The 24447-nt window shown below is 42.2% G+C and carries 25 protein-coding genes and 1 tRNA gene; 15 read left to right on the top strand and 11 right to left on the bottom strand.

The annotated features are described in order from the left end of the window. Nucleotides 1-96 precede the first annotated feature (96 nt). A complete protein-coding gene (locus B2866_RS12740; RefSeq protein WP_296194947.1) occupies nt 97-909 on the bottom strand; it encodes a M48 family metallopeptidase in 813 nt (270 codons plus the stop codon). A gap of 478 nt (nt 910-1387) precedes the next feature. Between B2866_RS12740 and B2866_RS12735 the strand changes: the two genes are divergently transcribed. Continuing rightward, nucleotides 1388-1462, top strand: a tRNA-Gly gene (locus tag B2866_RS12735). 313 nt (nt 1463-1775) lie between these two features. After that, nucleotides 1776-2567 (top strand): glucose 1-dehydrogenase, encoded by a 792-nt coding sequence (locus B2866_RS12730; protein WP_296194944.1) that lies wholly within the window; start codon nt 1776-1778, stop codon nt 2565-2567. Nucleotides 2568-2720: 153 nt separating this feature from the next. Here B2866_RS12730 and B2866_RS12725 read toward each other — a convergent pair whose 3' ends face one another. The 4 genes from B2866_RS12725 to B2866_RS12710 all read right to left on the bottom strand — a co-directional run bounded on the left by B2866_RS12725 (nt 2721) and on the right by B2866_RS12710 (nt 6535). Then, complete coding sequence (locus B2866_RS12725) at nt 2721-3524, bottom strand: SDR family NAD(P)-dependent oxidoreductase (protein WP_296194942.1); 804 nt, start codon at nt 3522-3524, stop codon at nt 2721-2723. Further along, the gene (locus B2866_RS12720) at nt 3524-4651 is read right to left on the bottom strand and encodes a hypothetical protein (RefSeq protein WP_296194940.1); all 1128 of its coding nucleotides are present in this window, start codon (nt 4649-4651) and stop codon (nt 3524-3526) included. Before B2866_RS12720 ends, B2866_RS12725 begins: the two co-directional genes overlap by 1 nt. Nucleotides 4652-4757: 106 nt before the next feature. Further along, nucleotides 4758-5663: a LysR family transcriptional regulator gene (locus B2866_RS12715; protein WP_296194937.1), complete on the bottom strand. Its 906-nt coding sequence runs from the start codon at nt 5661-5663 to the stop codon at nt 4758-4760. A gap of 260 nt (nt 5664-5923) precedes the next feature. Beyond that, the gene (locus B2866_RS12710) at nt 5924-6535 is read right to left on the bottom strand and encodes a YceI family protein (protein WP_296194935.1); all 612 of its coding nucleotides are present in this window, start codon (nt 6533-6535) and stop codon (nt 5924-5926) included. A gap of 520 nt (nt 6536-7055) precedes the next feature. Between B2866_RS12710 and B2866_RS12705 the strand changes: the two genes are divergently transcribed. Together B2866_RS12705 and B2866_RS12700 are read left to right on the top strand one after the other, a co-directional pair. After that, on the top strand, nt 7056-7448 hold the full coding sequence (locus B2866_RS12705; RefSeq protein WP_296194932.1) for a DoxX family protein: 393 nt from the start codon (nt 7056-7058) through the stop codon (nt 7446-7448). A gap of 138 nt (nt 7449-7586) precedes the next feature. After that, nucleotides 7587-8306 (top strand): YoaK family protein, encoded by a 720-nt coding sequence (locus tag B2866_RS12700; RefSeq protein WP_409520895.1) that lies wholly within the window; start codon nt 7587-7589, stop codon nt 8304-8306. Between the two features lie 111 nt (nt 8307-8417). On the opposite strand, the gene B2866_RS12695 is transcribed toward B2866_RS12700, so the two are convergent. Then, nucleotides 8418-8768 (bottom strand): GNAT family N-acetyltransferase, encoded by a 351-nt coding sequence (locus tag B2866_RS12695; RefSeq protein ID WP_296194928.1) that lies wholly within the window; start codon nt 8766-8768, stop codon nt 8418-8420. A 325-nt stretch (nt 8769-9093) separates the two neighbouring features. On the opposite strand from B2866_RS12695, the gene B2866_RS12690 reads away from it, so the two are divergent. The 3 genes from B2866_RS12690 (at nt 9094) to B2866_RS12680 (ending at nt 11660) form a co-directional block, all read left to right on the top strand. Beyond that, nucleotides 9094-9807, top strand: coding sequence for a pirin family protein (locus tag B2866_RS12690; RefSeq protein WP_193029912.1), 714 nt, complete (start codon nt 9094-9096; stop codon nt 9805-9807). Between the two features lie 90 nt (nt 9808-9897). After that, nucleotides 9898-10836, top strand: coding sequence for a pirin family protein (locus B2866_RS12685; protein WP_296194922.1), 939 nt, complete (start codon nt 9898-9900; stop codon nt 10834-10836). 212 nt (nt 10837-11048) lie between these two features. Further along, complete coding sequence (locus B2866_RS12680) at nt 11049-11660, top strand: nitroreductase family protein (RefSeq protein WP_296194919.1); 612 nt, start codon at nt 11049-11051, stop codon at nt 11658-11660. Nucleotides 11661-11787: 127 nt separating this feature from the next. Here B2866_RS12680 and B2866_RS12675 read toward each other — a convergent pair whose 3' ends face one another. From B2866_RS12675 to nadR, 3 genes are all read right to left on the bottom strand, one after another. Continuing rightward, a complete protein-coding gene (locus B2866_RS12675; protein WP_296194916.1) occupies nt 11788-12237 on the bottom strand; it encodes a DUF962 domain-containing protein in 450 nt (149 codons plus the stop codon). A 170-nt stretch (nt 12238-12407) separates the two neighbouring features. Beyond that, nucleotides 12408-13166, bottom strand: coding sequence for a nicotinamide riboside transporter PnuC (gene pnuC / locus B2866_RS12670; protein WP_296194914.1), 759 nt, complete (start codon nt 13164-13166; stop codon nt 12408-12410). Nucleotides 13167-13265: 99 nt separating this feature from the next. Then, entirely contained in the window at nt 13266-14306 is a 1041-nt protein-coding gene (nadR, locus tag B2866_RS12665; protein WP_296194911.1) for a multifunctional transcriptional regulator/nicotinamide-nucleotide adenylyltransferase/ribosylnicotinamide kinase NadR, read from the bottom strand. Between the two features lie 517 nt (nt 14307-14823). Here nadR and B2866_RS12660 point away from each other — a divergent pair. The 4 genes from B2866_RS12660 to B2866_RS12645 all read left to right on the top strand — a co-directional run bounded on the left by B2866_RS12660 (nt 14824) and on the right by B2866_RS12645 (nt 19101). Next, nucleotides 14824-15036, top strand: a complete 213-nt coding sequence (locus B2866_RS12660) for a PspC domain-containing protein (RefSeq protein WP_296194909.1) — start codon at nt 14824-14826, stop codon at nt 15034-15036. A gap of 494 nt (nt 15037-15530) precedes the next feature. Next, complete coding sequence (gene glyQ, locus B2866_RS12655) at nt 15531-16538, top strand: glycine--tRNA ligase subunit alpha (RefSeq protein WP_409520894.1); 1008 nt, start codon at nt 15531-15533, stop codon at nt 16536-16538. 12 nt (nt 16539-16550) lie between these two features. Continuing rightward, nucleotides 16551-18644: a glycine--tRNA ligase subunit beta gene (gene glyS, locus B2866_RS12650; RefSeq protein WP_296194906.1), complete on the top strand. Its 2094-nt coding sequence runs from the start codon at nt 16551-16553 to the stop codon at nt 18642-18644. Nucleotides 18645-18810: 166 nt separating this feature from the next. Then, nucleotides 18811-19101, top strand: coding sequence for a hypothetical protein (locus B2866_RS12645; protein WP_404814803.1), 291 nt, complete (start codon nt 18811-18813; stop codon nt 19099-19101). A gap of 128 nt (nt 19102-19229) precedes the next feature. Here B2866_RS12645 and B2866_RS12640 read toward each other — a convergent pair whose 3' ends face one another. Beyond that, on the bottom strand, nt 19230-19769 hold the full coding sequence (locus B2866_RS12640; protein ID WP_296194903.1) for a cell division protein ZapA: 540 nt from the start codon (nt 19767-19769) through the stop codon (nt 19230-19232). A gap of 142 nt (nt 19770-19911) precedes the next feature. Beyond that, nucleotides 19912-20352 carry a hypothetical protein gene (locus B2866_RS12635; RefSeq protein ID WP_296194900.1) on the bottom strand — a complete coding sequence of 147 codons (441 nt, stop codon included), beginning with the start codon at nt 20350-20352 and terminating at the stop codon, nt 19912-19914. 207 nt (nt 20353-20559) lie between these two features. On the opposite strand from B2866_RS12635, the gene B2866_RS12630 reads away from it, so the two are divergent. The 4 genes from B2866_RS12630 (at nt 20560) to B2866_RS12615 (ending at nt 24043) form a co-directional block, all read left to right on the top strand. Further along, nucleotides 20560-21213, top strand: coding sequence for a UPF0149 family protein (locus B2866_RS12630; protein WP_296194897.1), 654 nt, complete (start codon nt 20560-20562; stop codon nt 21211-21213). Between the two features lie 112 nt (nt 21214-21325). Then, the gene (locus B2866_RS12625; protein WP_296194894.1) at nt 21326-21811 is read left to right on the top strand and encodes a nucleoside deaminase; all 486 of its coding nucleotides are present in this window, start codon (nt 21326-21328) and stop codon (nt 21809-21811) included. A gap of 103 nt (nt 21812-21914) precedes the next feature. After that, nucleotides 21915-23165, top strand: coding sequence for an acetylornithine deacetylase (gene argE / locus B2866_RS12620; RefSeq protein WP_296194891.1), 1251 nt, complete (start codon nt 21915-21917; stop codon nt 23163-23165). 149 nt (nt 23166-23314) lie between these two features. After that, nucleotides 23315-24043 (top strand): LysE family translocator, encoded by a 729-nt coding sequence (locus B2866_RS12615; protein WP_296194889.1) that lies wholly within the window; start codon nt 23315-23317, stop codon nt 24041-24043. Nucleotides 24044-24447: the final 404 nt, after the last annotated feature.

The following is a 24447-nucleotide window of genomic DNA, read 5'->3' as shown; positions in this document are numbered from 1 at the left end:
TTTTTCTCAATAAAAAACTTGGTAACCCGCCTCTTCAGGTTGATTTGCTTAATTCAAGGTGAGAGTGGGGTTATGGATATAATTTACTATTAAATTTTAACGACGTGCTTTTTGATATAACGGCATTACCTTAGGCATCAATGACTGCAATTGCGCAATACGGTTGCTGCTGGTTGGGTGAGTACTCAAAAATTGTGGTGGCTCACCTTGGCTGGCGCGTTGCATTTTTTGCCATAAGGTAATCGCGGCTTGCGGATTATAGCCTGCACGTGCCATCAGCTCAAGACCGATCTGGTCAGCTTCTGCTTCTTGTGTGCGGCTGTGCGGACGGCTAAGACCTAAGTCACCCGCGACGCTAGCAAGTTCTGCCTGGCCTTGTGATAGACCGAAGATACTAGCAGCGACGCCGATACCTGTCTGCGTTGCATACTCACGTGATAAGCGCTCACGTGAGTGTTCACGTAGGGCATGAGACATCTCATGCCCCATAATAGCGGCAATTTCATCATCGCTAAGATTTAAGCGATCAATGATACCAGTATAAAACATAATCTTACCACCTGGCATTACAAACGCATTCAGCTCATTAGATTTAATGGTGTGAACTTCCCACTGCCATTTCGCCGCATCAGGACGATAAACGCCAACTTGACCAATCAAACGATTAGAGATATTTTTTAAACGATTGAGCTGGGCTTTATTGGTGTCAAGCAAACCGCGTGCACGTGCTTCTTGAATGTTCTTATTGTAGCTTTGCGCTGATAATTGCTGAACTTGTTCACTAGAAACCAAAAGTAGCTGCTGACGGTCAACGCCTACAGCGCCGGTGCTGGTAGTACTAGAGCAACCAGTCAGGGTCAATGCCGACAAAGATGCCGCCATGACGGTTGTGGTAAGTAGCTTCTTCATAAAACGTCCTCGCTGTAAATATAAAAAATTAAACAATATTGAAATTAAAACGGTCGCGGTAAAGCTAGCTTATTATTAAAAGGTTCATCTTACTCATAAATCTATCAAAACGATAAAACTGTACCCCAACTATCATTAGCCATAAGTATAATGATGTTGGCAAGTGAAAACCTAGACAGAAAAAGTAACAATAAGCAGTGGGATTGTAAATGTGATAAGTGAAAGTTTGCTACTTCATACTAGCCCCCATAAAATTTGCTACGATTTATAAATATTTTAAATTTATAGCGTTATTATCAGGAATGGAAATAGTAATTGAAATCAATAACGTATATGTTTTCCTGCCTCAAGAACCACTCAAAGTGCCAATTGTTGGTCAAAAATTTAAAAAAAGCTATTGACACCTACAGAATATTTGCTAAAATAGCCAGCCTATCGAGACGTAGTCGTTGTTAAAAACTCTACGATTTGATGTTTAGCGGGATTAGCTCAGTGGTAGAGCACAACCTTGCCAAGGTTGGGGTCGAGAGTTCGAATCTCTTATCCCGCTCCAAATATAGCTTGCAAAAGCACTAAAGCCTTACTTCTTATAAGAAGTAAGGCTTTTTTATATTTTAAATTTAGCACTTAACATTTAAAAGGCGAGTTGGCAGCGCTATTAAAAGTTTATAGATATACTAAAAACCCCTGCATTATAAAATGTACCCGTTACAAATTACGGATAATTTGACACACTCATTTGAGTTTATCTGGGCATACTTATCTGTAGTCGGCTACAGATGATAAAGTACGTTAAACACGAATGTACGTTCACTATAATGGTCTGTAGCTTTTAAAAATAATAATAATGATGATAAGGATTGGGTATGCAAGATTTTCAACATAAAGCATTTAATGAATTGTTTGATTTAAGTGGTAGAACGGCGATTGTGACGGGCGGCGCCAATGGGATTGGTAAGGCGACGGCTTTGCGTTTGGCGCAAGCAGGCGCAAATATCGTCATTGCAGATTTAAAGATTGAAGATGCCAATAAAGCTGCCAAAGAAATTGAAAGCTACGGTGTAAAAGTGTTGGCTGTTGAATGCAATATTTTAAAAGATGAGGATTTGGTCGCCATGGTCGATAAAACACTAGAGGTGTTTGGTCGTATCAATATCCTGATTAGTAACGCCGGCGGCGGCGGTGGCGGGCAAGAAAATCCGTTTAAAATCACTGTTGATGATTTTCGTCGCGACTTTGAATTAAACGTTTTTAGCGCGTGGCGCTTATGCCAGTTATGCGTGCCACATATGAAAAAATCAGGCTATGGCTCAATCGTAATCACCACATCGATGTCGAGTGTCAATAAGAGCCCAGATATGAGCGGCTATGCTGCATCAAAAGCGGCGGTCAATCATATGGTCGCTAACCTGACCCATGACTTCGGTCCTGAGGTGCGTATTAATGCTGTGGGTCCAGGTGCCACGCGCACTGCGGCGTTGGAGAGCGTATTGACGCCTGAGATTGAAGAGAAAATGCTATCGCATACGCCTATCAAACGTTTAGGCGAAGCCGATGATATCGCGGGAGCGATGCTGTATTTTGCGGCGCCTATCTCCGAATGGGTGAGTGGTCAGACGTTATTTGTTAATGGCGGCGGTGTACAAACATTAGATTAAGATTCGATAGTCGCTAGTGTAGAAAACTTGTCATAAAAAAGCGTCACCTAACTCAATGTTGGGTGACGCTTTTTTATGGGAATTGTTTTTAACTGACTGATTAAAACTCGATGGCGGCGAAATTTTAATGCAAATAAGCCATTGTTAGAAATGCTATTTTCTAAGCGAAAAAGCGACGGTCTTATTGCCTATCCAATTAACCCAGCTCACAGGAAAGAAGCGCAGCTGTAATCTAATCAAGTTTGCCATCACGCCTGGGACGACCAAGAACTGCCGCTTTTCTACGCCTTTGAGCATTGATTTAACGGCATCGTCAATTTTTAATTCACCAGCCAGTTTTTTCATGCCGACACCGGCTTGTGCCATTACGCCGACTTCTGCTTGGGTGAGCGGCGTATCTATCGGTGGCGGCGCAAAGACAGTGATATCAATACCGTCAGGCTTCCACTCAAAACCGATAGATTGCATCATGCCCCAAATAGCAAATTTTGAGGCGCTATAAGAGCTGTAGCCATAACTGCCGGTAAATGACGCCATCGAAGCGGTTACCATGACCTGATCGCCACGCGATAAAAACGGGCGCACGGCAGCCAAGACGTTACGAGTGCCGAATAGATTGATAGTCAGTACGCGCTCAAACTGTTCTTGGCTCATCTCATCAAACGTCCAAGGCCCTGTAATCCCGACAAAATGCATTAAGATATCAGGCGATAGCTTGCTTGCAGCCTCAGCGATTTTCTTGGTTGTGGTATCGCCGTCAGTGACGTCCAATTTATAGCTGATAATCGAAGCTTTTTTTTTGTTCAAACCTTGCAGAATAGCAACGGCCTCATCAAGCGCTTGTCTATCAAACAAGACCAAATTGGCATCTTGCCCAATCAGCTGCTTAGCTGTTTCAAGTCCGATACCAGAGGCCGCCCCAGTGATATAGATAGTTTTACCCGTAAAATAACCCATCACGCGCTTTCCTTTTGCAATGAGCTGTCTTTTATCGAGCTTGACTGTTTTGCTGATTTTTTCTGCAAGCTACCAAACTTTGCCTCGCCGATTAAATGACTGACTTTATGCCCAGGAATGAGCCAGTAGGGCGTTGCTTCGCTACTAGAGGCGCAGTTAGGGAAGTCAGGATTTTTAGAAGGCCCCGCGATGGTTTTCTCTATAACCATTGAGATATATTGCTCATTACTGCCTTCTAGGGTATTTCCATTTAAAATCACTTCTATCCCTGTATCTTTGGCATAACGGCGGATAGCATTTACTTTCGAATTCATGGGTGCATAAGCATCAGCGCCGACGCCATTTTCTGAAGTCACTCTGATGCCGTCAGGTACGCGGGCGACTAACGAATGATTACCTTCGGTATGACCGGGGGTATGCACGAGTGCGACGCCTTCACCCAATTGAATGCTACCGGTGAACTTAATCACTTTGTCAGGATCGACACCTTCAATACCATTTGGGCAATACCAATCTGCTTGCACGGGTAATAATGAGGTAGTACTTAACCATTCTTGCTCATGAACCAATAACTTGGCGTTGGGGAAATAGGCAGGCTTATCTTTTGTACCGAGCCAACGACGTACATCTTGGGTGTGAAGGTGGTCGTAGCTAATATAATCAACGTCTTCTGGAGACAAGCCAACTTCCGCTAAGGCACCAGTGACATCACGAATGATAGGCGCAACCACGCCTTCAAGCGGCGACCAACTGGGCATTTTATCGGTTAAGCGTTTAAAGAATGGCGTCTCACGATCCGCTTCAATATCAGAAGGAGAAAACAGCAAGGTTTTTAATTCGCCCGAAAAGTCATGATATTGCACGATAAAAATGCGATTTAAGATATGAATGTAGGGAAATTTATAGGTGCTTTGGGTATAGACGCCACTGTAAGCGTACCATGTCGGGTAGGGCACGCGCACCATGTCGGCGCTTTGATAAAACTGTACCGGAGGCTCATCCATAAAGCGTTCTCTAAAAGCGTTTGCGTGCGTGCGTGCGGCTTTTAGGCGCTCTTGTGGTAACAGGCTTTGACGAACGTCATCAAAGTCGTGAATGGCTTTCATGCCTAACGTTGATAAATCCATAATGCATTTCCTTATGGCTGATGGATAACTTAAAATAATACTAACAGTATTGTTTTAAGATTTATAGCGACTTTGAAAAACTGCTCAGTTTACTAAATTAGGTCTATTAAAATTTATCCCAATAAGGATTGTCACCAAAACGCTCGGCAATAAAATCAATGAGATAACGGCAACGCTGCGATAAAAAACGATTTTTTGGGTAGACTGCATAAGCGTTTAAAGTGGGCAGTTGATACTTCTGCATAATGGGCACCAGCTCACCACTGGCTAGGGTTTTATAAGTGATGAAATTGGGTAAAAAAGCAATACCGTGCCCTTTTACGGCCATATCACGCAAAAAGTCACCGTTATTCACTTTTATTTTTGAGTTAATAGCCACTTGGTGTTTTTTGCCTTGCTCGTCTATCAGCTCAAGCATGCTGGATTTACTCAAGCCGTATTGCAAAAACTCATGCTTGGCCAAATCCTCGATGGTTTCTGGCATGCCTACTCTAGTCAGATATTCAGGACTGGCACATAAGGTATAACGAATCAGCGCCAGACGTTTGGCTTGATAACTTGAATCTTGCAGCTCCCTAATCCGAATGGCTAATTCAAATCCTTCCTCTACCAAATCGGTATGCCGGTCAGAAAAGTTCAGCTCAAAATTCAGATTGGGGTGCTGATTGGCATACTCATCGATGACATCGTTTAAATGCATTAAGCCAAATGACAAGGGCGCGGTCATTTTTAAGGTACCCTCGATACGCGTCGGCGCGCCACTGGTTTCCTCGTTTAGCGCGTCCACTTCGCTGAGGATATTACTCACCTTTTGGTAATACTGCTCGCCAGCTTGGGTCAGATTCGATTGGCGCGTTGTGCGGCTGATAAGTTGACTGCCCAAGCGCGTCTCTAAATCCTTAAGACGGCGGCTCACCGCTGACTTGGCAATATTGAGTTGCTCGGCAGCCTTAGTAATGCTACCCGCCTCGACAATACGCACAAACATTGCCATGTCTTCTAGTTGTCCCATCCTAGCTACCTCCTTACTGTTTTTTAGATATGGTTATTTAGCTATTGTTATTTTGCTATATCTTATGATGACCATGATATAAAACGGTTATTTGCCAAGTGTTATCTTAATCTAAGCATACATTTAATATATCTATTTTATTCAAAATTAACGATATAAAATATAAAAGGCTGAGTTAGAAACCCAGCCTTTTATCAATAACACCAACTCGTTTAGACTGTGCCACGTATAAAGGACGGTTTTACAGTCAGAAAGCAGTCTTATTTAAGATCCGCTTTTTTACTACCTTCTACCTGAACGACCAGCTTGATGTCTTTCATCATACCGCCATCGGTAAAGGTATTGATGCCCCATTTGGTTCTATCGATCGTGGTTTCAAAATCACCACCACACGCTTCAGCTTTTAATAAAGGGCTGTCATAACAGTTAAATTTAGTGGCTTTTAAAGTCACTGGATGAGTCTTACCTAGCAGCGTTAAATCACCTTTGACCGTTTTAACTTTATCACCGTCAAATTCCCATTTGGTCGATTTGAAGTAAGCGGTCGGATATTCTTTTACGTTAAAGAAATCGGCAGATTTCAGATGGCCGTCAAACGCTTTAATGCCTGTGCTCAAGCTACCCATAGGAATCGTAATACCGACAAAACCTTTTTGCTCTTTAGGCGCATATTCAAGAATGCCCGATAAATTATAAAAGCCGCCAGCATTGGTCGTGGTACCAAAGTGGTCGACAGAAAAGCGCACGGCGGTATGATGCGGGTCAAGCTCGTAAGTCGCCGCGTGGCCTAATGTGCTAAGCAGACCAAGCGTACCGATAGCAGCAAAAGCGATTGCGCGGTTTGTTTTTTTAATAGAATTTACAGTGATCATAAATCATCCTTTTTAACTGAGTAAGTAGGAGCAAGTATATTGTCGCGTCAATATACTGCCTTTTTTAATTATCAGCGCCAAGACTGATAATCGTTTAGAAATTATTTGGTTGAAAAGCGCTTTATTTGAAAGCCAGCGTTAAGTATCTCTTATATAGCAACATAATAAGTGTAGCAAAAAATCATGATATCAGACGTCAAACCGTATTGAAAAATGTTTCTTTCTGTGCGGTCCTATAGGATAGTTCAAATGCTAACTGTCTTGATAATGAGCTTAAGTAGAAAGACTTAGTAAGAAGCATAGATAACGAGCATAAGTAATGAGCAATATTATAATGGTTCTTATTATTGTAGCAGTTGAATAGTCTCTTTACTGTTCTCTAAATGAGAACTTACATTTGCAGTTATCATGGTTTATCTATTATTAAGCAACGACTACAATAATGCCATCATTTAATCGAACAAAAGTCTTTTAAATAAAATATTTATAATCATGACTTTTATCTTACTGGAGAATAATCATGGACAAATTACAAGAGCTGAGCGCCCCGATTGGCCGCTTATTATTATCGATGATCTTTATCTTTTCTGGCTTTACCAAAATCACCGGCTACGCGGCTACCCAAGGTTATATGGAATCAATGGGCGTACCGGGTATGCTATTGCCTTTGGTCATTGCTGTTGAGCTGCTTGGTGGTATCGCGATTTTATTAGGCTTTAAAGCGCGCTTGGTGGCGATCTTAATGGCTGGTTTTAGCATTGCGTCGGCGCTACTTTTCCATCAATTTTGGATTGATGAATCACAAATGAACCCATTTATGAAAAATATTGCGATGGCAGGTGGTTTCTTGATGATTTTTGCTCATGGACCAGGCGCATATTCAATTGATAACAGTCATACGCGCAGAATCTAGTAGAGTAAATGGTTTAGACAATATCGTATTATAATCATAATCAAGGAGCCCCTATGAGCGCATCCATAAATATCGCCTTAATTATCGGTAGTTTGCGAAAAGAATCCATCAATCGTAAATTTGCAGGCCAGTCGTCGCGTGCCTAATCCTATTTCTACAGAGACTGCCAAGCTGCCCAGCTTTTGGCAACGTCATCAAACGCCTGTACTTTTAACAGTGGTCGGCGGTGCGATTGATACCATTGGTTTTATCACCTTGTTTGGTTTTTTTACTGCCCATGTCACGGGTAACTTGGTGATGGCGGGTAGTGGCTTGGTGAAAGGTGAGGCGGGTTTATGGATCAAACTTGCCGCTTTACCGTTGTTTATTTTAACGGTTATGGTCACCAAAATATTTATTGACCATAGTCAGAATAAACAACTGACGCTAAGTCACTTATTTTTAGCAGAAGCGGCTTTTTTGACCGCATTTATGGTGGCTGGGCTTTATTATCAGCCGTTTGTTGATGCCGGCGATATTACCGTGGCAATAACAGGTGGGTTGGGTCTCATTGCACTGGCGATTCGTAATACCGCTAGCAAGACAATGATTAAGCACATGAGCCCAACGGTATTGATGACTGGAAATACCACGCAACTGGGTATCAATTTGACTGATTATCTACGCAATCGAAACGCCGATAATGGCAAAAAACTGGCACACAGCTCAGTATTGGTGTTTAGCTTTTTAGTTGGCGCGTTAGTCGGTGCGCTGCTATATACGCAGCTGAGTTTTTGGGCTGTAGGTTTGTTTGTATTGCCCGTGCTGTATTTATCAGTGATGGCACGCGATAAAGAATTCTTAGCGCATATCGCTTAAGGAATACTACCAATAATAAATCTCACCTAAACCATTGCCAATAAAAAACGCTCTATCTTTACGGATAGGGCGTTTTTCTTGCTTTCTGGTTAAGCGCTTATATATCGCTATTTAAGGCGTAGCGTTATGGAATACTGAATTGTCTTGGTACTCTGGATACTTGTCAATATAGGACTTTACATAAGAACAAGTTGGTTTTACCCGCAAGTTTTTCGCCGCTGCATCATCCAAAATATATTTGACCAGATACCCTGCAATACCTTGGCCACCTAACTCTGCTGGCACTTCGGTATGTTTGTATTCAATACCTTTTTCGCCGGCACTCGTGGTGAAAAATTCATAATCCTCTAAAGCGATTTTGTCATCGATATGAATCTCAAAACGCTTTTTCTCGGTATTATTAATGACTTCATAATGTAATGGTTGTTTATTTTTCATATCTGTCTTTGCCATATCTGACATGGTTAAATTTCCTTATATCGTATGATTAACATCTTCTGGACTCAATTTACACCTGCTCGCGTTACTTTTTTTCATGACACTTTTATCGTAACTTTGGCCATAGTAACAGCTCAAGCTAGTTGTACTGTTATGAGTATACAGGGTTCTGTTATAAATATATTACCTTAACTTTATGATGACATTGTTCTAAAAATAAGAATAGTCAATTGCGAATATCGTTGTTTATCTGTTAGTAGACAACAATTATAATAGTTTCATTGTTTAAACGAGTTAATGAATGTCAAATTCTAAAGCCGTTTGACTTACTAATAATTAAGGATACATTATGAGAACCATCTATCATGCAGCGGATTCTCGTGGCGATGCCAACCATGGTTGGTTAAAAAGCAAGCATACCTTTAGTTTTGCCAATTATCATAATCCAGAACGTATGGGCTTTGGTGCGCTACGTGTCATTAATGATGATTTTGTCATCGCAGGTCAAGGTTTTGGTAAACATTCACATCGTGATATGGAAATTATCAGTATTCCTTTATCAGGCAAGCTCGGTCACGGCGATAACATCGGTAATAATGGCATCATTGAAACCGGTGAAATCCAAGTCATGTCGGCAGGTACGGGTATCACCCATAGTGAAATGAACGCCGATAATCATGAGGCGGTGAGTTTTTTACAGATTTGGGTCATCCCAAACAAAATGAACGTTGAGCCTCGTTATCAGCAAATCCGTATGGATGAACTGATGAAGCCAAATGCGTTTAACCAAATTTTATCGCCTAATAGCGATGATGCAGGCGTGTGGATTCATCAAGATGCATGGTTCAGTATGGGTGATTTTGATAAAGGCGTGACAGAGACGTATCAGCTTAAAAATCCTAACAATGGTGTCTATATTTTTGTCATTAGCGGTAAAGTCGTTATAAACGGTAACACTTTGGATACCCGCGATGGTCTAGGTGTTTGGGATACTAAGAACTTTACGATGGATGTCCTCGATGAGGCCAGAGTTTTGCTCATGGAAGTACCTATGAGCTTTTGATACTAAATGAGCTTTTAATGCCAAATAATAGACATTAATTTTTATCTTTTGGTCACACTAGATTCTATATTACATCATAAGAGGTAAATCATGAGTATTGAAACCCTAGAGCCGCGCTTAGCAGATGTGGGCGGCATTCCCATTGCTCGTCTGTTACCCAATAAAGGCAAGCAGCCAATTGGTGCTTGGTGCTTTCTAGACCATGCAGGTCCTGCTGAATTTGGCGAAGATGAAACAGGCATGCAAGTCGGTCGTCATCCGCATACCAACCTGCAAACCTTTAGCTGGATGTTAAATGGTGAGGTGCTGCACAAAGACAGCTTGGGTAATAAGCAAGTGATTACTAAAAATCAAGTCAACGTCATGACAGCAGGTACTGGTCTAACCCAAGGAATCAGCCACACAGAGCAAAGCGTCTTTCCTGATACCGGCGGTTCGGCAGATGCCGCTCGTGGTCTAAGTATGGTACAGCTGTGGATTGCGCTACCGACCGATCAACAAATCGAACGTAGTTTCCATCATTATCCAGAACTACCGACGTGGACGGAAAATAATGTTGAGATGATTTTGACGACGGGTAGCTACCACAGTGTCACAGGTGAGCGTTATGAAGCGCCAACCATTCAATATTCAAAAATGGTCGGTATCGACGTTTATTTCTTAGAAGATGGTGAAGTTACGCTTAACCTAGAGCCGGGTTTTGAATATGGTATTTTGGTGACAGAAGGGCAGATCGAGTCCGAAGGCAAGATTTGTGAGCAAGATCAATTGTTCCGCTTCCACGATAGCGACGTTGCCAATAATAAAAGTATCAAGCTAGTCGCCAAAAAAGGCACCCGCGTGATGTTTATCGGCGGTGAGCCATTAAACAATCAAGTGCTGCTGTGGTGGAACTTTGTCGCCGACAACAAAGAAGAGATTGAGCAATCTATCATCGACTGGAACAACGGTCATGAGCGTTTTGGTAATGTCGACTCAGACATGAAACGCTTGCCAGCACCAGAATTACCGCAAGGCTTTAAAGGTTAATTTGTTTAGTTTATCTTGGTTTCTATAGACTATTAATAAGATGTAATTACAAAAAGGAAGTATTGATTAAGGTCAATCTTTCTTATAATACAGCAGATTTGTTGATAGTATGGTTGCTTGGTATTACCCATTAATCGTACTCGTATTCATTAGCCTCTAATCACTAATATACTTAATCACTAATATACTTAATAAATAATATGGAGAAAACTATGTCAGACCTAAAAACATTAGAGAAATTGGCAGAAAAACGTCGTTCAGTTTATGCTTTGAGCGATCAATTACCCGTTTCAAATGATGAAATTGTCGAGTTGGTTGAACATGCAGTGTTGCATACGCCATCGTCATTTAACTCGCAATCAACGCGTATCGCTGTTTTGTTTGGTGACGACCATAACAAGCTTTGGCAATTAACCGAAGATACCCTACGCGATATCGTCGATAACGAAGAGCAATTTGCGGCGACCAAGCAAAAAATGGATGGCTTTAAAGCCGGCGCTGGTACTATTTTGTTCTTTGAAGACCATAGCGTTGTCAGAGACATGCAAGCTGCTGCACCTTTATATGCGGATAAATTCCCAATTTGGGCGGATCAAACCAATGCCATGCATCAATACATTATTTGGACGGCATTAGCCAGTATTGATGTCGGTGCCAACTTACAGCATTACAATCCAATTATCGATAAGAAAGTTTCTGAACAGTGGAATATCGATGAGCATTGGGAACTAAATGCACAAATGGTATTTGGCGCTATTGAACAACCAGCGGGCGACAAAGCATTTAAGCCTGTCGAAGATCGTATGAAAGTATTTGGTAAATAAGCTATTTTTTAAAATAATTTCAAAATAGTAAGCAAATAAAAAAAGCGCTACTCAATTTATTATTGGGTGGCGCTTTTTTGTCTGTATTACATGGAAAAGTTAAAATAGTAACAATATTAAATACCATTTATTCAACTTTTTTACGGCGCATTAAGCTATTAGCTACCCATGCTGGACCAATCAGCAAGAACTGTAAATCTTCAAAGAAAGACGGTTTTTTGCCTTCAATTTTATGACCGACAAACTGTCCAATCCAAGCAATAACAAAGACAGCCGCCCAAACCTTAAAGCCCCACGGAAGTAGCGTCATCACTGATAAGCATACGAGAATAAACATGCCCATTGCCAAAAACAGCGGCGTCGATAAACGCATATAGAAGATTAAAACTAAGGCGCTCATCACCAAGGTGAACCAGACCGATAGCGACATGCCCATGCCTAAAATACTGACGAAAATGGTTGGAACACAGAGCCAATGGATTTTTTTATTGACTAAGTTTTGATGACTGACAGAATATTCACTGAGCCATTGCTCAAGTGTGCGTTTTGACATACGGCCTTGACGGGTACGAGACATACTAACCTCCCTGTTAGCGAATAAATGAGTAAATCGACTTATTAATACCAGTTGTAGCACTAATTTACGCAATCCGCCATTTTATCTGGTAAACCCCACAGTCAAATCATGCCATCTTATTAACCTCATTTGTCTGTTTTTCAACTTTTATATTTTACTAAAATTATCCATTAACGTACTGGTTGGGCTAATTCTCTAGAATCTTGCTCGCTGCGGTACCATTCATACAGTCCGACAAAGGAGTTGACTTGGTAGACCATGGTTTGAATGGCGAAGATATAGTTGCCTGACATTAGGTTAACGGTCAGCCAAACAAAATTGGATAAAATCCATAACCACCAGTTAAATGAATAACGCAGAATCATCGCTGCCTGCGCAGTGATAGATAGCACAAAAGCGATAACGTTAATCCAAAAGAAAGAGATAAAGCCCAAGAATTTACTATTATCATCTTCAACAACGGCGTAACCATAGCTAGCGAGTAAATCATTGACGGTGGGGAATAGCGCCAAACCGATCACCATAAAGGCAATGGTTAATAGCCAAATCCAGCGACTGGCAGCTTTGGGCACCATATCGCCATCGGCGTCCGTATGCTTAGACCAATAAAAAATCCCATAAAGATGACTAAAAAAGTTAAATAACGGCGCGAGCATCAAACCAACGGCGCCAGAAGTGGCTTGAACCACAAATTCGCCTGCGGTCGCTGCCATCCCAAAACCATTACCTAGAACATTTTTGCGGAACGATAATGACACCACGCAAATCAAACCGATAAATGACACGGCTAAGTAAAACCAATCAAGGGTATTGTGTTCGGTGGTCAGCCAAAAGCCTGCTGATAAAGCAATGACACCGCAAATAAACCATAGGACAGTCCATTGTATCGCCCATTTCCCGGTGATGTTGTCTAGAAGCTGAATACGCATAACGTCTCTTTCCTCAAAGTATGAAAGCTATTATCGTTTTTTTCTTATTTTAGAGTTGTTTTTTTTAACAGCATTTTTTCTATGGTTTTTTTAAGTTTGTTATTTACCATAAATAAGCGCGTCGATGATTAACAGGGCTTGCTGATAGCGAGCATCATAATCTGGCTTATCAATCATATGCGGCTTAATATCATGACGGGCAAAAATATCTAATAAGCGCTGCTCAAAGCGACCGCGAGCCTCAGGCGTACCCAATGAGCGCATGCCATCGTCAACCCATGGCGTATTGTTATCGAGCATAATGGTATGGTCTAGGCGAAACTCATCGATACATGCGCTCACAAAGGGATGGGTACGACCTTCGTACTCTTCACAAAAAGCCTGCGTAGTGACGAAATCTGTATCAATAATGGTTACAGGCGCCGTTGCTCTAGCAGCGGCAGCGCGGATAGCTTGGGCATGATTGAGAGCAATGGGACCATAATCGCTATACTGCAGACCAATCTCGCTACCTCCCAAATCTGTGCCGACATACAGCCGTCCCATCTCTAGCGCAAAGCTAGCCCCATAATAGTTGGCAAGCTTATGTACCAATGTCGTCTTGCCCGAGCTTTCACCGCCGACGATGGCAACCGTTTTGGTATAGTCGCCGCGTACTTGTGGGTGCAGCGCCGACCAGTGCGCAACCGGATTACGTGCAATCGCATAAGAGTCAAATTCAGGCTGTAATGGTGTGGTGAGCACCCGCATGATGAGCTGCTCACAAACGTCCAATTGTGCCAAAGGATGGTTCTCTGCGACAAATAATACCGTTTCTGTTGGCAGGCCTAATGCATCTTTTAAGCGTTGCAGCTTGGCATTGCTCGCCGCAATATCGATGCTTACATCGGCAAAGCTTTCATGTAGCGGTAGCTCAATCTCATCGGTGGTATGAATATGGATAAATGGCAAATCTGCGCACGCCATCTGTAGCCAACGCGCCTTATCTTGCAAGGTAATAGTAAAGTCTGGATGCGGAGCAGGGTGCGTCATAACGACGATATGAAGGGTTTTTGCTTGTCCTGCGGCGTCCAATATACTGCGCATTTGTCCTAAATGTAGGGGTTCAAAATGTCCAATCATTAATCCTGATTCGTACATGGTTTTCCTTATATGCTGTTTTTATTTTATTTATCATTTATCGTGGCAAATCATATTTGCTAAGCATCGATAATCTAATAGCATGGTATAAAGGTTTGGATAGATTTACAGGTAGGTTATTGTAAATAGGCGTTATTTTAGAAAGGGCTTTTAGTATTAAATTATCAATAGATAATAAAGATTTTCGACCTAAACAGATTTAAAGTAATTGCTTAAGCTTTTTGAGGTTGTAACAGAATATGTAATATAAGCGAAACAAAGTGAATCATGAAACATTTTGAAATAGTTATTTAAAATCAGGGGTTTAGGCGCAATTACGAGAGCTTAGAGTAAGTTTAAGTAGCATAAACTCACAAAGTACGTCTATATCATCAACAGATAAAAAGTCAATAGTTGCTATACTTATTCGTAAGTTCAAAAGAGTTATGAATTTTTATAACGTTTCAAAATAAATTATAGAAAATAACGTTAAATAATACATTAAAAATAAGTATAAATAATAAGAGAGGTAATTGATTTGGCTAAGTTAGCAAAATTACATCGCTCAAGAAATAATCGTATGATCGCAGGTGTGATGGGCGGAATTGCAGAATATGTCGGCTGGTCGCCAACATGGGTAAGATTACTTTTTGTGATTGTCTCAACGATGAGCGCCGCCGTTCCAGGTATTTTAATTTATATTGTCTTATGGATAATCATGCCTAAAGCAAACGCTCAGTCTTATGAGTAAGAGCAAAGTTAAAAAGTTAAGACGAATATAAAATTTGACGAGTATTAAGTTCTCAATATTAAAGACAAAGTCATCTGAATAACGGTAACAATATAAAGTACAAGGCTAAAATAAAAATAATAGCCCATGAAAAAACAAAAAGCCTGACTCATCAGGATGCCTGCGACACACTTTTCCTCCTGCCCGAATGCTCACGCATTTGGGTATTTTTTTATCTTATTATATATCTATCGGTTTAGTAACCGCTATAGGCAGAGTTTGACAATGAACATAGCAAATAACTGGCTATTTGAGCGCTTTAGACAAATTTAATTGCGCTAAATATAGATAAAATAGTCAATTTTTAGTAAGGTGAGCAGGCAAATAGAGCCGTTGCCAAATAGGCGATACGCGCGCTATCAATATCTTATTTTATAATATCAATTCCACCGTGGCGTTATTACATGCCCCAAACTGTGACAATCCAAACTATGACATCTCAAGCGACAACTTCGATGACACAAGAAAAACACGCTCAGCCGATGACGTTTCAAGATTTAATCCTAACCCTACAGAACTACTGGGCGGACAAAGGCTGCGTCATCCTGCAACCATATGATATGGAGGTGGGCGCCGGTACCTTTCACACCGCGACATTTTTGCGCTCATTAGGTCCTGAGCGCTGGAATGCGGCGTATGTGCAGCCATCACGCCGTCCAACTGATGGGCGTTACGGTGATAATCCGAATCGTCTACAACATTATTATCAATTCCAAGTGGTTTTAAAGCCCAATCCGCCCAATATCCAAGAGCTGTATTTGGATTCACTACGCGCTATCGGTATTGATCCATTGGTACATGATGTGCGTTTTGTGGAGGACAACTGGGAGTCGCCAACCCTAGGTGCATGGGGACTTGGTTGGGAGATTTGGCTCAACGGGATGGAAGTGACGCAGTTTACTTATTTCCAACAAGTTGGCGGTATCGAATGTTTCCCCGTGACAGGCGAGATTACTTATGGTCTTGAGCGCTTGGCAATGTATGTACAAGGCGTCGATAGCGTTTACGACTTGGTTTGGGCAGATGGCGAATTTGGTCGCGTGACTTATGGCGATGTTTTCCATCAAAACGAAGTTGAGCAATCAACCTATAACTTTGAGCACGCTGATGTGCCAATGATGGGGCAGATGTTTGATTTTTATGAGCAGCAGGCTGATAAGTTGGTTGCTGAAGGTTTGCCATTACCAGCTTATGAGATGGTGCTAAAAGCGTCACATGCCTTTAACTTACTTGATGCGCGCGGTGCGATTTCGGTGACAGAACGTCAGCGTTTCATTCTGCGTGTACGTACGCTGGCTCGTAAAGTTGCCATTGGTTACGTCGAAGCACGCGCGAAATTAGGCTTCCCATTAGCCGATGAGGCGCATCGTCAAGCGGCGCTCGATAAGTATTTGCCCAAAGAAGAAATCACTGAGAATACAGAAAATAATCAAGCTACTGACAACAAACAAACTAATAATTAATAGGAGCATCCCATGAGTACTATTCTATTTGAACTGGGGTGTGAAGAGCTACCTCCAAAAAGCCTAAAACCTTTACGTGATGCGCTACAAGCGAGTGTCACCGAGCAGTTAAATGAAGCTGAAATTGGCTTCGATAGTATTAAAGCCTTTGCCGCACCGCGTCGTTTGGCGATTCAAATTGAGGGCATCAGCGACAAGCAGCCTGATCGTAGCGAGCAAAAGCGTGGTCCCGCGATTAAAGCGGCATTTGATGCCGATGGCAATCCGACGCGCGCAGCAATGGGTTTTGCCAAGGGTTTAGGCATTGAAGCCAGTGAGCTGATAACCATCAACACCGATAAAGGTGATTATGTCGGCTATGAGCAAGTCATTCATGGTCAAGCGACGACGGAGTTGCTACCGGAGATATTTCAAACCGCGCTTGATAATTTGCCCATTGCTAAGCGTATGCGTGCAGGCGCAAGCCGCAATGAGTTTGTCCGTCCGGTGCAGTGGGCAGTCTTGATGCAAGATGATGCTGTCATTAGTGCCACTATACAAGGGCATCAGACCGGTAATCAAACGCGTGGTCATCGCTTTCATAGTCCTGAATATCACGAGATTACGCACGCCAATGATTATGAGCAATTGCTCGAAGGTTTAAAAGTCGTGGCGGATTTTGATAAGCGTCAAACGCTGATTAACAACCAAGTCAAAGCATTGGCTGATGAAGTCAATGCCGATCCTATCGTGCCACAAGATTTGTTAGATGAAGTGACGGCGTTGGTTGATTTCCCGATTGCGCTGCGTGCAAACTTTGAGCCGCGCTTTTTACAAGTGCCGCAAGAAGCGCTTATCTCAACCATGCAAGCGGATCAAAAGTATTTTTGCTTGACCGATAAGGCAGGAAAATTGCAGCCTTATTTTATTTTTATCACCAATATTGAGTCAAAAGATCCCAATCAAATTATTGAAGGCAACGAGAAAGTTGTACGTCCACGTTTGGCAGATGCGGAGTTTTTCTTCCTACAAGACCAAAAGCAGCCATTATTTGCCTTGACCGAAAGCCTAAAGACGCGTGTTTTCCAAGATAAGCTCGGTACGATTTGGGAAAAATCTGAGCGTATCGCCAAGCTGGCTGCCTTTATTGCGACACTGATGCAGCAGCAAAGTCGTGAGATTAATGTTGATGAAACGGTACGAGCCGCAATTTTATCAAAAGCGGATTTGGCCAGCTCATTGGTCGGAGAGTATCCTGAATTGCAAGGTATCGCCGGTACGTATTATGCGCGCTTAAATGATGAACCTGAAGCAGTCGCCGCAAGTTTAGAAGAGCAGTATTTGCCTAAGTTCAGCGGTGACGTATTGCCGCAGACACCGATTGGTATTTGCTTGGCATTGGCTGACCGTTTAGATACGCTCGTCGGTATTTTTGCCATTGACCAAGCACCGACTGGCTCAAAAGATCCGTTTAGCTTACGTCGTTCAGCGATTGGTATTTTGCGTATTCTCATTGAAAAGCAGCTGCCAATTAATCTAGTGGCTCTCGTTGAGCAAGCGATTAAAGGTTATAGCACCAGTGAAGGCAGCAAAATTGCTAAAATGGGCGACACCTTTACCCAAGTGATGGCGTTCTTAAACTCACGCTATCGAGCGATGTATACCGAGCAGGGTGTCAGCGTCGATACTATTCAAGCAGTACAGGCGATTAATCCGCATATGCCGCTTGATTTTGATCAGCGTATTCGCGCTGTGCAAACGTTTAGTGAATTGCCACAAGCCTCAATGCTGGCAGATTCAAACAAACGTGTTGCCAATATTCTGGCAAAATCAGAAGTAAGCGTCGCTGAGAATGTTGATGAGTCGTTATTATCTGAACCTGCTGAGCGAGAATTGTATCAGGCTGTTCAGCAAGCGCAAACGGCGGTCAAACCTTTGCTAGAAACCGCTGATTATACGCAAGTATTGCAAACGCTGGTCAGTTTAGATGCGCCATTGACCCAATTTTTCGCTGATGTCATGGTAAATAGTGAAGATGCAGCGTTAAAGAACAATCGCTTAGCACTGCTTAAGCAAGTTCGCGCCTTATTCTTGACCGTGGCTGATATCAGTGAGCTGCAGCTTTAGTTGGTTCATTATAGTACGACAGTTATAAACCGACGTTAGTTTAAGCATCTATGCGGTTAATTTATTAACGAGATAAAAAACTGGCTACATGTGGCCAGTTTTTTATGCGTTTATTCTACAGCGTTAGGTTTATAATGTCTTAGAACGTATCCAAAGGAGCACTGACGTGTTGGCCGTTATTATTGTAATTCTTATTATCTGGGCTGTGATGTGGGGCTTTTATAAGTTTATGTACCCGCGTGCGCCAAAAAGCATGATGCCGAAAAAGGGCGATGTGACCACGCCGCGCCAGTGTGATTTTTGTGGCAACAGTTTGGCTGAGTATCGCGGTGTGCTAGAACCTACACCTACTTTAAATAGTAATAACGATATGGCCGCTAATAAAGCATTGTTCTTTTGCAATTATGAGCATCAAGCAGACTTTCATGCTGGTAAGACTTATCAAGCAGATGCCTAACTTGTAAGCCATAAGTCGTCAATCATAAGTCGATAAGCGGTTATCACCATTTAAAAAAGCGCTTAGCTCTCATGAGCTAAGCGCTTATCGTTTTAATATCCTAATGGCGATTTAATATCATTGCAAATTTATAAAATGGAATGCGCATCTTGCATAATTTTATTGAGTAAGGCGTCAGACTGTTTGCTTTGTTGTAGACGATCTTCTTCGTTTCTTTCATAAGTTTGAATTTTTTCATATAAATTTAAGCAGGATAATACCAATAAGTTTTCTTGGCTAAGACCTGGTGCCTCTTTTCTTAACTTTAGAGCAAAGTCGTTGATATAAGAAACTGCCGAGTGCAGCTCTTCTTGTTCATGTACGGGACAAAAAATAGGGTAGGTTACGCCAGCAATCGCTACATCGACCTTTTTAATTTGCGGCTCAGGGGCGCTTTCAGGTTTAGCAGCGCTACTACTTACCGTGCTATTTGCATTACTATTTACATTGTTGTTTGCACTGCTATTTTGAGTGTTCGAATTATTTGGCATGGCTTTTTGTGGTTGCGTGGTTTGTGTTTGATTGTCTTTTGCTGGAGTGGCTGTTGATTGAGTGTTTTTGGGTTGAATGTTGTGAGTCTGACTGCTTTGCAGTTGACGCTCTAGAGGGTTTGCGCGGTCATCGGTCATGATAAATCCTACAATATGTGTCATTAAAGTGAATAATTAGCTGTCACTGCTATAAATATAGTGCTGATAAACCTAAATGCTTAATAGATAAAGTTAATCAGCAAGGTTGGTCAAGTTAAGCATGGTGAATATTAACGTCTGCTTAACCTTCTGCTTGATCAATACGCGTTAAACGCTGTAAGACCACTTGGGTACGCTCAGCGGCCAATTCGTTTTTCTTCTTCAAGTCACTATTTTGCTGCTTAATATCGCTATACTGCTGTTTTAATTCATTATTACGCTGCTGCAGTGCATGGTTTTGGTGCTGTAATTGCTCAATCTGCTTGTTTAATTTGTCTTGTTCTTCGCCAATCATATGATGGGCTTCGGCAAGGCTTTGATAGCGCTTATCAAGATCATTTAATTGTTTTTTGGCACCGTCACGCTCGCTATAGCTACTATCGAGCTTGTTCTTTAGCGCGGCGAGCTCTTTTGGGTCAGTCACTGGTTGTTGTTTGAGGCTGCTAAGTTCAGCACTGACAAGCTGATACTGTTTTTTGATGTCGAGTACCATTTTTTCTAATATTTTGAGTTGGTCATACATAGTCAGTTTTTATCCTTAACAAGTAAGCGTGAATGAATTTTGTTGTCTGCGTTTAATAATGCCATAGGTGACCGCATAATATCTATATCAACAAAGTAATTGTATGGCGCTTTGTTTCATGACTTCTAACAATCGCCGCTTTATGAATACCATCGTGCGGCGTCTGTTTATATTTACCTCTATTAATCAATCACTAGGACCTTTATTATGAATGACAATATCTCTGGCTGGAATACTTGGTTGGCCGCGTTTGATGACTGGACGGACGTGTCTATAAGCGAGGTACACGGCTTGATGACAGGGCTGATGACCGCCTGCAACGCACCTGATGAGCCAGTATGGGCAAAGGTGTTTGAAGAGCTGAGCTTTGCGCCATTGCCTGATGCCGCATTAACTTTACTCACCGAAGAGGCAGAAGACATCGTTTTTCAGTTAAAAGACAAAGACGATGCTTATGCGTATATGCCGCTGGTACCAGATGATGAACATGACCTGTACGAGCGCGTGATAGCGCTGAAACAGTGGGCAAATGGCTTTATGACCGGTTTTGGTATTACCGACTGTAGTTTGAGTAGCGATGAAAACGAGATGCTGTCAGATTTGGCAAAAATCGGTGCGATTCGATTAGAAGATGATGAAGATTTCGAAGGTGGCGAAGAATCTTATCTGCATATTTTTGAATTTGCGCGCATGGTGCCGGTCAGTTTTGCTACGCGTCAACGTAAACCTGTAAAAGATATTGCCCTAATTGCTGGCTTGGCTATCGATGCTAAAACCACCAAAGAGCTACAGGCAGAAGGTAAGCTGCCTAAACCGATACCGCCGGTCGTTGATGTGATGAATCAGAAACGCCCATCATAATTAATATGATAGGATAAATAGAATGAGAAGTAGTCACGTTTCATGCCATGCAAATGGCACCGGACACTTGGCTATTAGATAGCGCTGAAAAAATGAGAGAAAGGAAGCGATGATGACTACTGATAATGGGATGGTTTATTTACGCCGCTGCATTGAGCTTGCTGCTGAAGCTTTGGAGGCGGGCGATGCGCCGTTTGGCAGCGTGTTGGTTGATGGCGATGGCAATATATTACAAGAAGATCGTAATCGTGCCAATACGGTTGATGCCACTTACCACCCTGAAATTGCTGTGGCTAAATGGGCCGCTCAAAATATGACCCCTGAAGCGCGGGCAAAAGCCATGGTCTATACTTCGGGTGAGCATTGCGCGATGTGCTCAGCGGCGCATGCGTGGGCGGGTCTGGGTCGTATCGTCTATATCAGCTCATCAAAACAGCTTAGCACATGGATGGATGAGATGGGGGTCATCTCAACATCGCCCATCCATTCATTAAGTATTCAAGAAGTCGCGCCGAATGTACCAGTCGAAGGTCCGATTGCGGGTTTGGATGAAGAAATCAAAGCCCTGCAACAGCGTTCATTTCAAAAAAATAAGTAAAAAATTAAATAAAAAATCTGCTTAAAAAGGCTAGGGCGTGTCTTCGTTATTACGCTTATTAAAAAAGCTGTGCCTTTTTATCTTAGTACGATAAGGAAGTCTTATGACGCTAAAAAATCATGATAAATCTGCAGAACGAGAAACGCCTAGTGATTATTACTCTACTGGCAATTATCCCACCGACAGCGTTGACTGGCTAACGAGATTAATTGCGTTTGATACGGTCAGTCGCCATTCAAATTTGGCATTGATTGACGATGTGAAAGCGTATTGCGAGCAATTGGGTCTTACGGTAGATTTAACCTTTAATGATGCTAAAAATAAAGCCAATTTATTCGTTACGGTGCCAGCGGGAAGAGATGCCGATGAAGTGAATCATGGTCTGGTGCTATCGGGTCATACCGATGTCGTACCAGTAGATGGACAAGACTGGATGTCAGAGCCGTTTACCGCGACCATTCGTGGTGACAAGCTATACGGTCGCGGTGCTTGCGATATGAAAGGTTTTATTGCTTGTGCGTTGACACTGTTGCCGCAAGCGGTAAAACTCTCTAACGCAGGTCAATTGCGTCGCCCATTACATTTGGCATTGTCGTTTGATGAAGAAGTGGGCTGTTTGGGCGCACCGCTGCTATTAGCGGATTTGAAGGTGCGCGGTATTATGCCTGATTACTGTATCGTGGGCGAGCCGACTAACATGACGATGGTAGTAGCGCATAAAGGCATCGCGGTTTACCGTTGCCGTGTCCATGGCAAGTCTGCGCATTCGTCATTGACTGCCCAAGGTGTTAACGCTATTAGCTATGCCAGTCGTTTGATTGGTTATGTTGATACTTTAGCAGAAGAAATCAGCCAGCGCGACGATGACGATGGCATGTTTGATGTGCCTTATTCGACATTGTCTGTTGGTACGATAAAAGGCGGTACCGCGACCAATATTGTCCCCAATCTTTGTGAATTTACCTTTGATTATCGTAATCTGCCGCATATGACACAAGACGATATCCTCGCACCAATTGCGGCAAAAGTTGCAGAGCTCAGCGCCCAAATGCAAGCACGCGCTGCCGATACCGGCATTGAGCTGCTACAAGAAGAAAGTGTACCAGCGATGACCGATAACGACAGCGCTGAGCTACAAGCATTAATTATCGCTCTGACCGGCGACGATACACGTCATAAAGTCGCTTATGCAACTGAAGGTGGACAATTTACCAATAGCGGCATCCCAACGATTATTTGCGGTCCTGGCAGCATTGAGCAGGCGCATAAAGCTGATGAATATGTGGCACTAAGTGAAATAGCACGTTGTGATGATTTTTTACAAAAGCTGCTAAACAGCTGCGCTATCAGCTGATAAAATAGTCAACAAGCAATTTTATGGCAATATAGATGCGCATGACATACACCGTCTTTATGGCGGTGTTTATTTTTTCAATATGGCGCATGCTTTTCAACATGGTGCATGAAATATTTAAATTTTTATAAAAAAGTAGGGGTTCGTTGATGTCTTGGCATCTGTTTGCGGTATTTTTTGCAAGTACGTTTTTTATCTCAGCGACCCCCGGTCCAAACATGCTACTGGCATTCCAATATGGCCTTAATTATGGCGTAAAACGTACTTTATGGACGCTGGCAGGTTTAAGCCTTGGATTATTTATTTTGCTGCTGTCCACACTTCTTGGACTTGATGTTATCAGTCGTCAATCGCCATGGTTATTGACAGTAATCAAGACCGTTGGTGCGATTTACCTTATTTATTTGGGTGTTGCATCGTGGCGCGATAGTGCCAGTAGCAGCTTGATGAGTGATGCCAGCGAGCTGAGTACAGAAGTTCATAAAGAGCTGACTGCGACTATAGAAATGGCAGATAAGCCTATGCCGCGCTCGCTTTCAAGCGCTGCTGTCAAAGCACCGCCTAGCGATTGGTTATTGTTTCGAACGGGTATGTGGGTATCACTGTCTAACCCAAAAGCGATTTTATTCTTTGCCGCCTTTTTCCCCAAGTTTATTAATTTTAGCGCGCCGCTGTGGCCGCAGTATATTATGCTGACTTGTGGGCTGTTTTTGAGCGAGACGATTTGGCAACTGATTTATACCATTGGCGGTAAGAAGCTGGCGGGTTGGCTCGATGTTGGTGAGCGTTTGGCATGGCTAAATCGCGGCTGCGGGGTGATATTTATTTTAATTGCCGCGGCGTTATTGGCTGAAGTGTTGAATAGTTTTTTGTCTTAAAAAATAATCAGGTTTATGTTTAATGTGATTTTTTAACAAGCGTTACGTTTTCTATAAAAATTCATATAGATTAAATTAATTATTGACTTTGTTTTTTAAATCGTTACTATATTTTCATTGATTTATAGTGCTTGTATTTTATAGGCGCTACATCATCCCAATTAATCTGCTATTGTTGCTCTGACATTGGCCACAACCTACGGAGGAATCATCGTGTCCTATTCAAACATCAAGACGTTTTCAAAGATTGAACGTATAAATTGCATGACAGCAATGACGACTTCAAAAAGGTTTGGCTGAATTTATATATAAGCTATGAGTGATATCTTATTTATTGATATTAACGCACAGCCTTCTGTATCTACTTACTCTATCCCTCTTCTATAGTCAGTTCAAAATAAAAA

It is taken from the genome of Psychrobacter sp. UBA3483, from assembly GCF_002377905.1.
Lineage (GTDB): Bacteria > Pseudomonadota > Gammaproteobacteria > Pseudomonadales > Moraxellaceae > Psychrobacter.
This window is presented reverse-complemented; position numbering and strand designations above follow the sequence as displayed.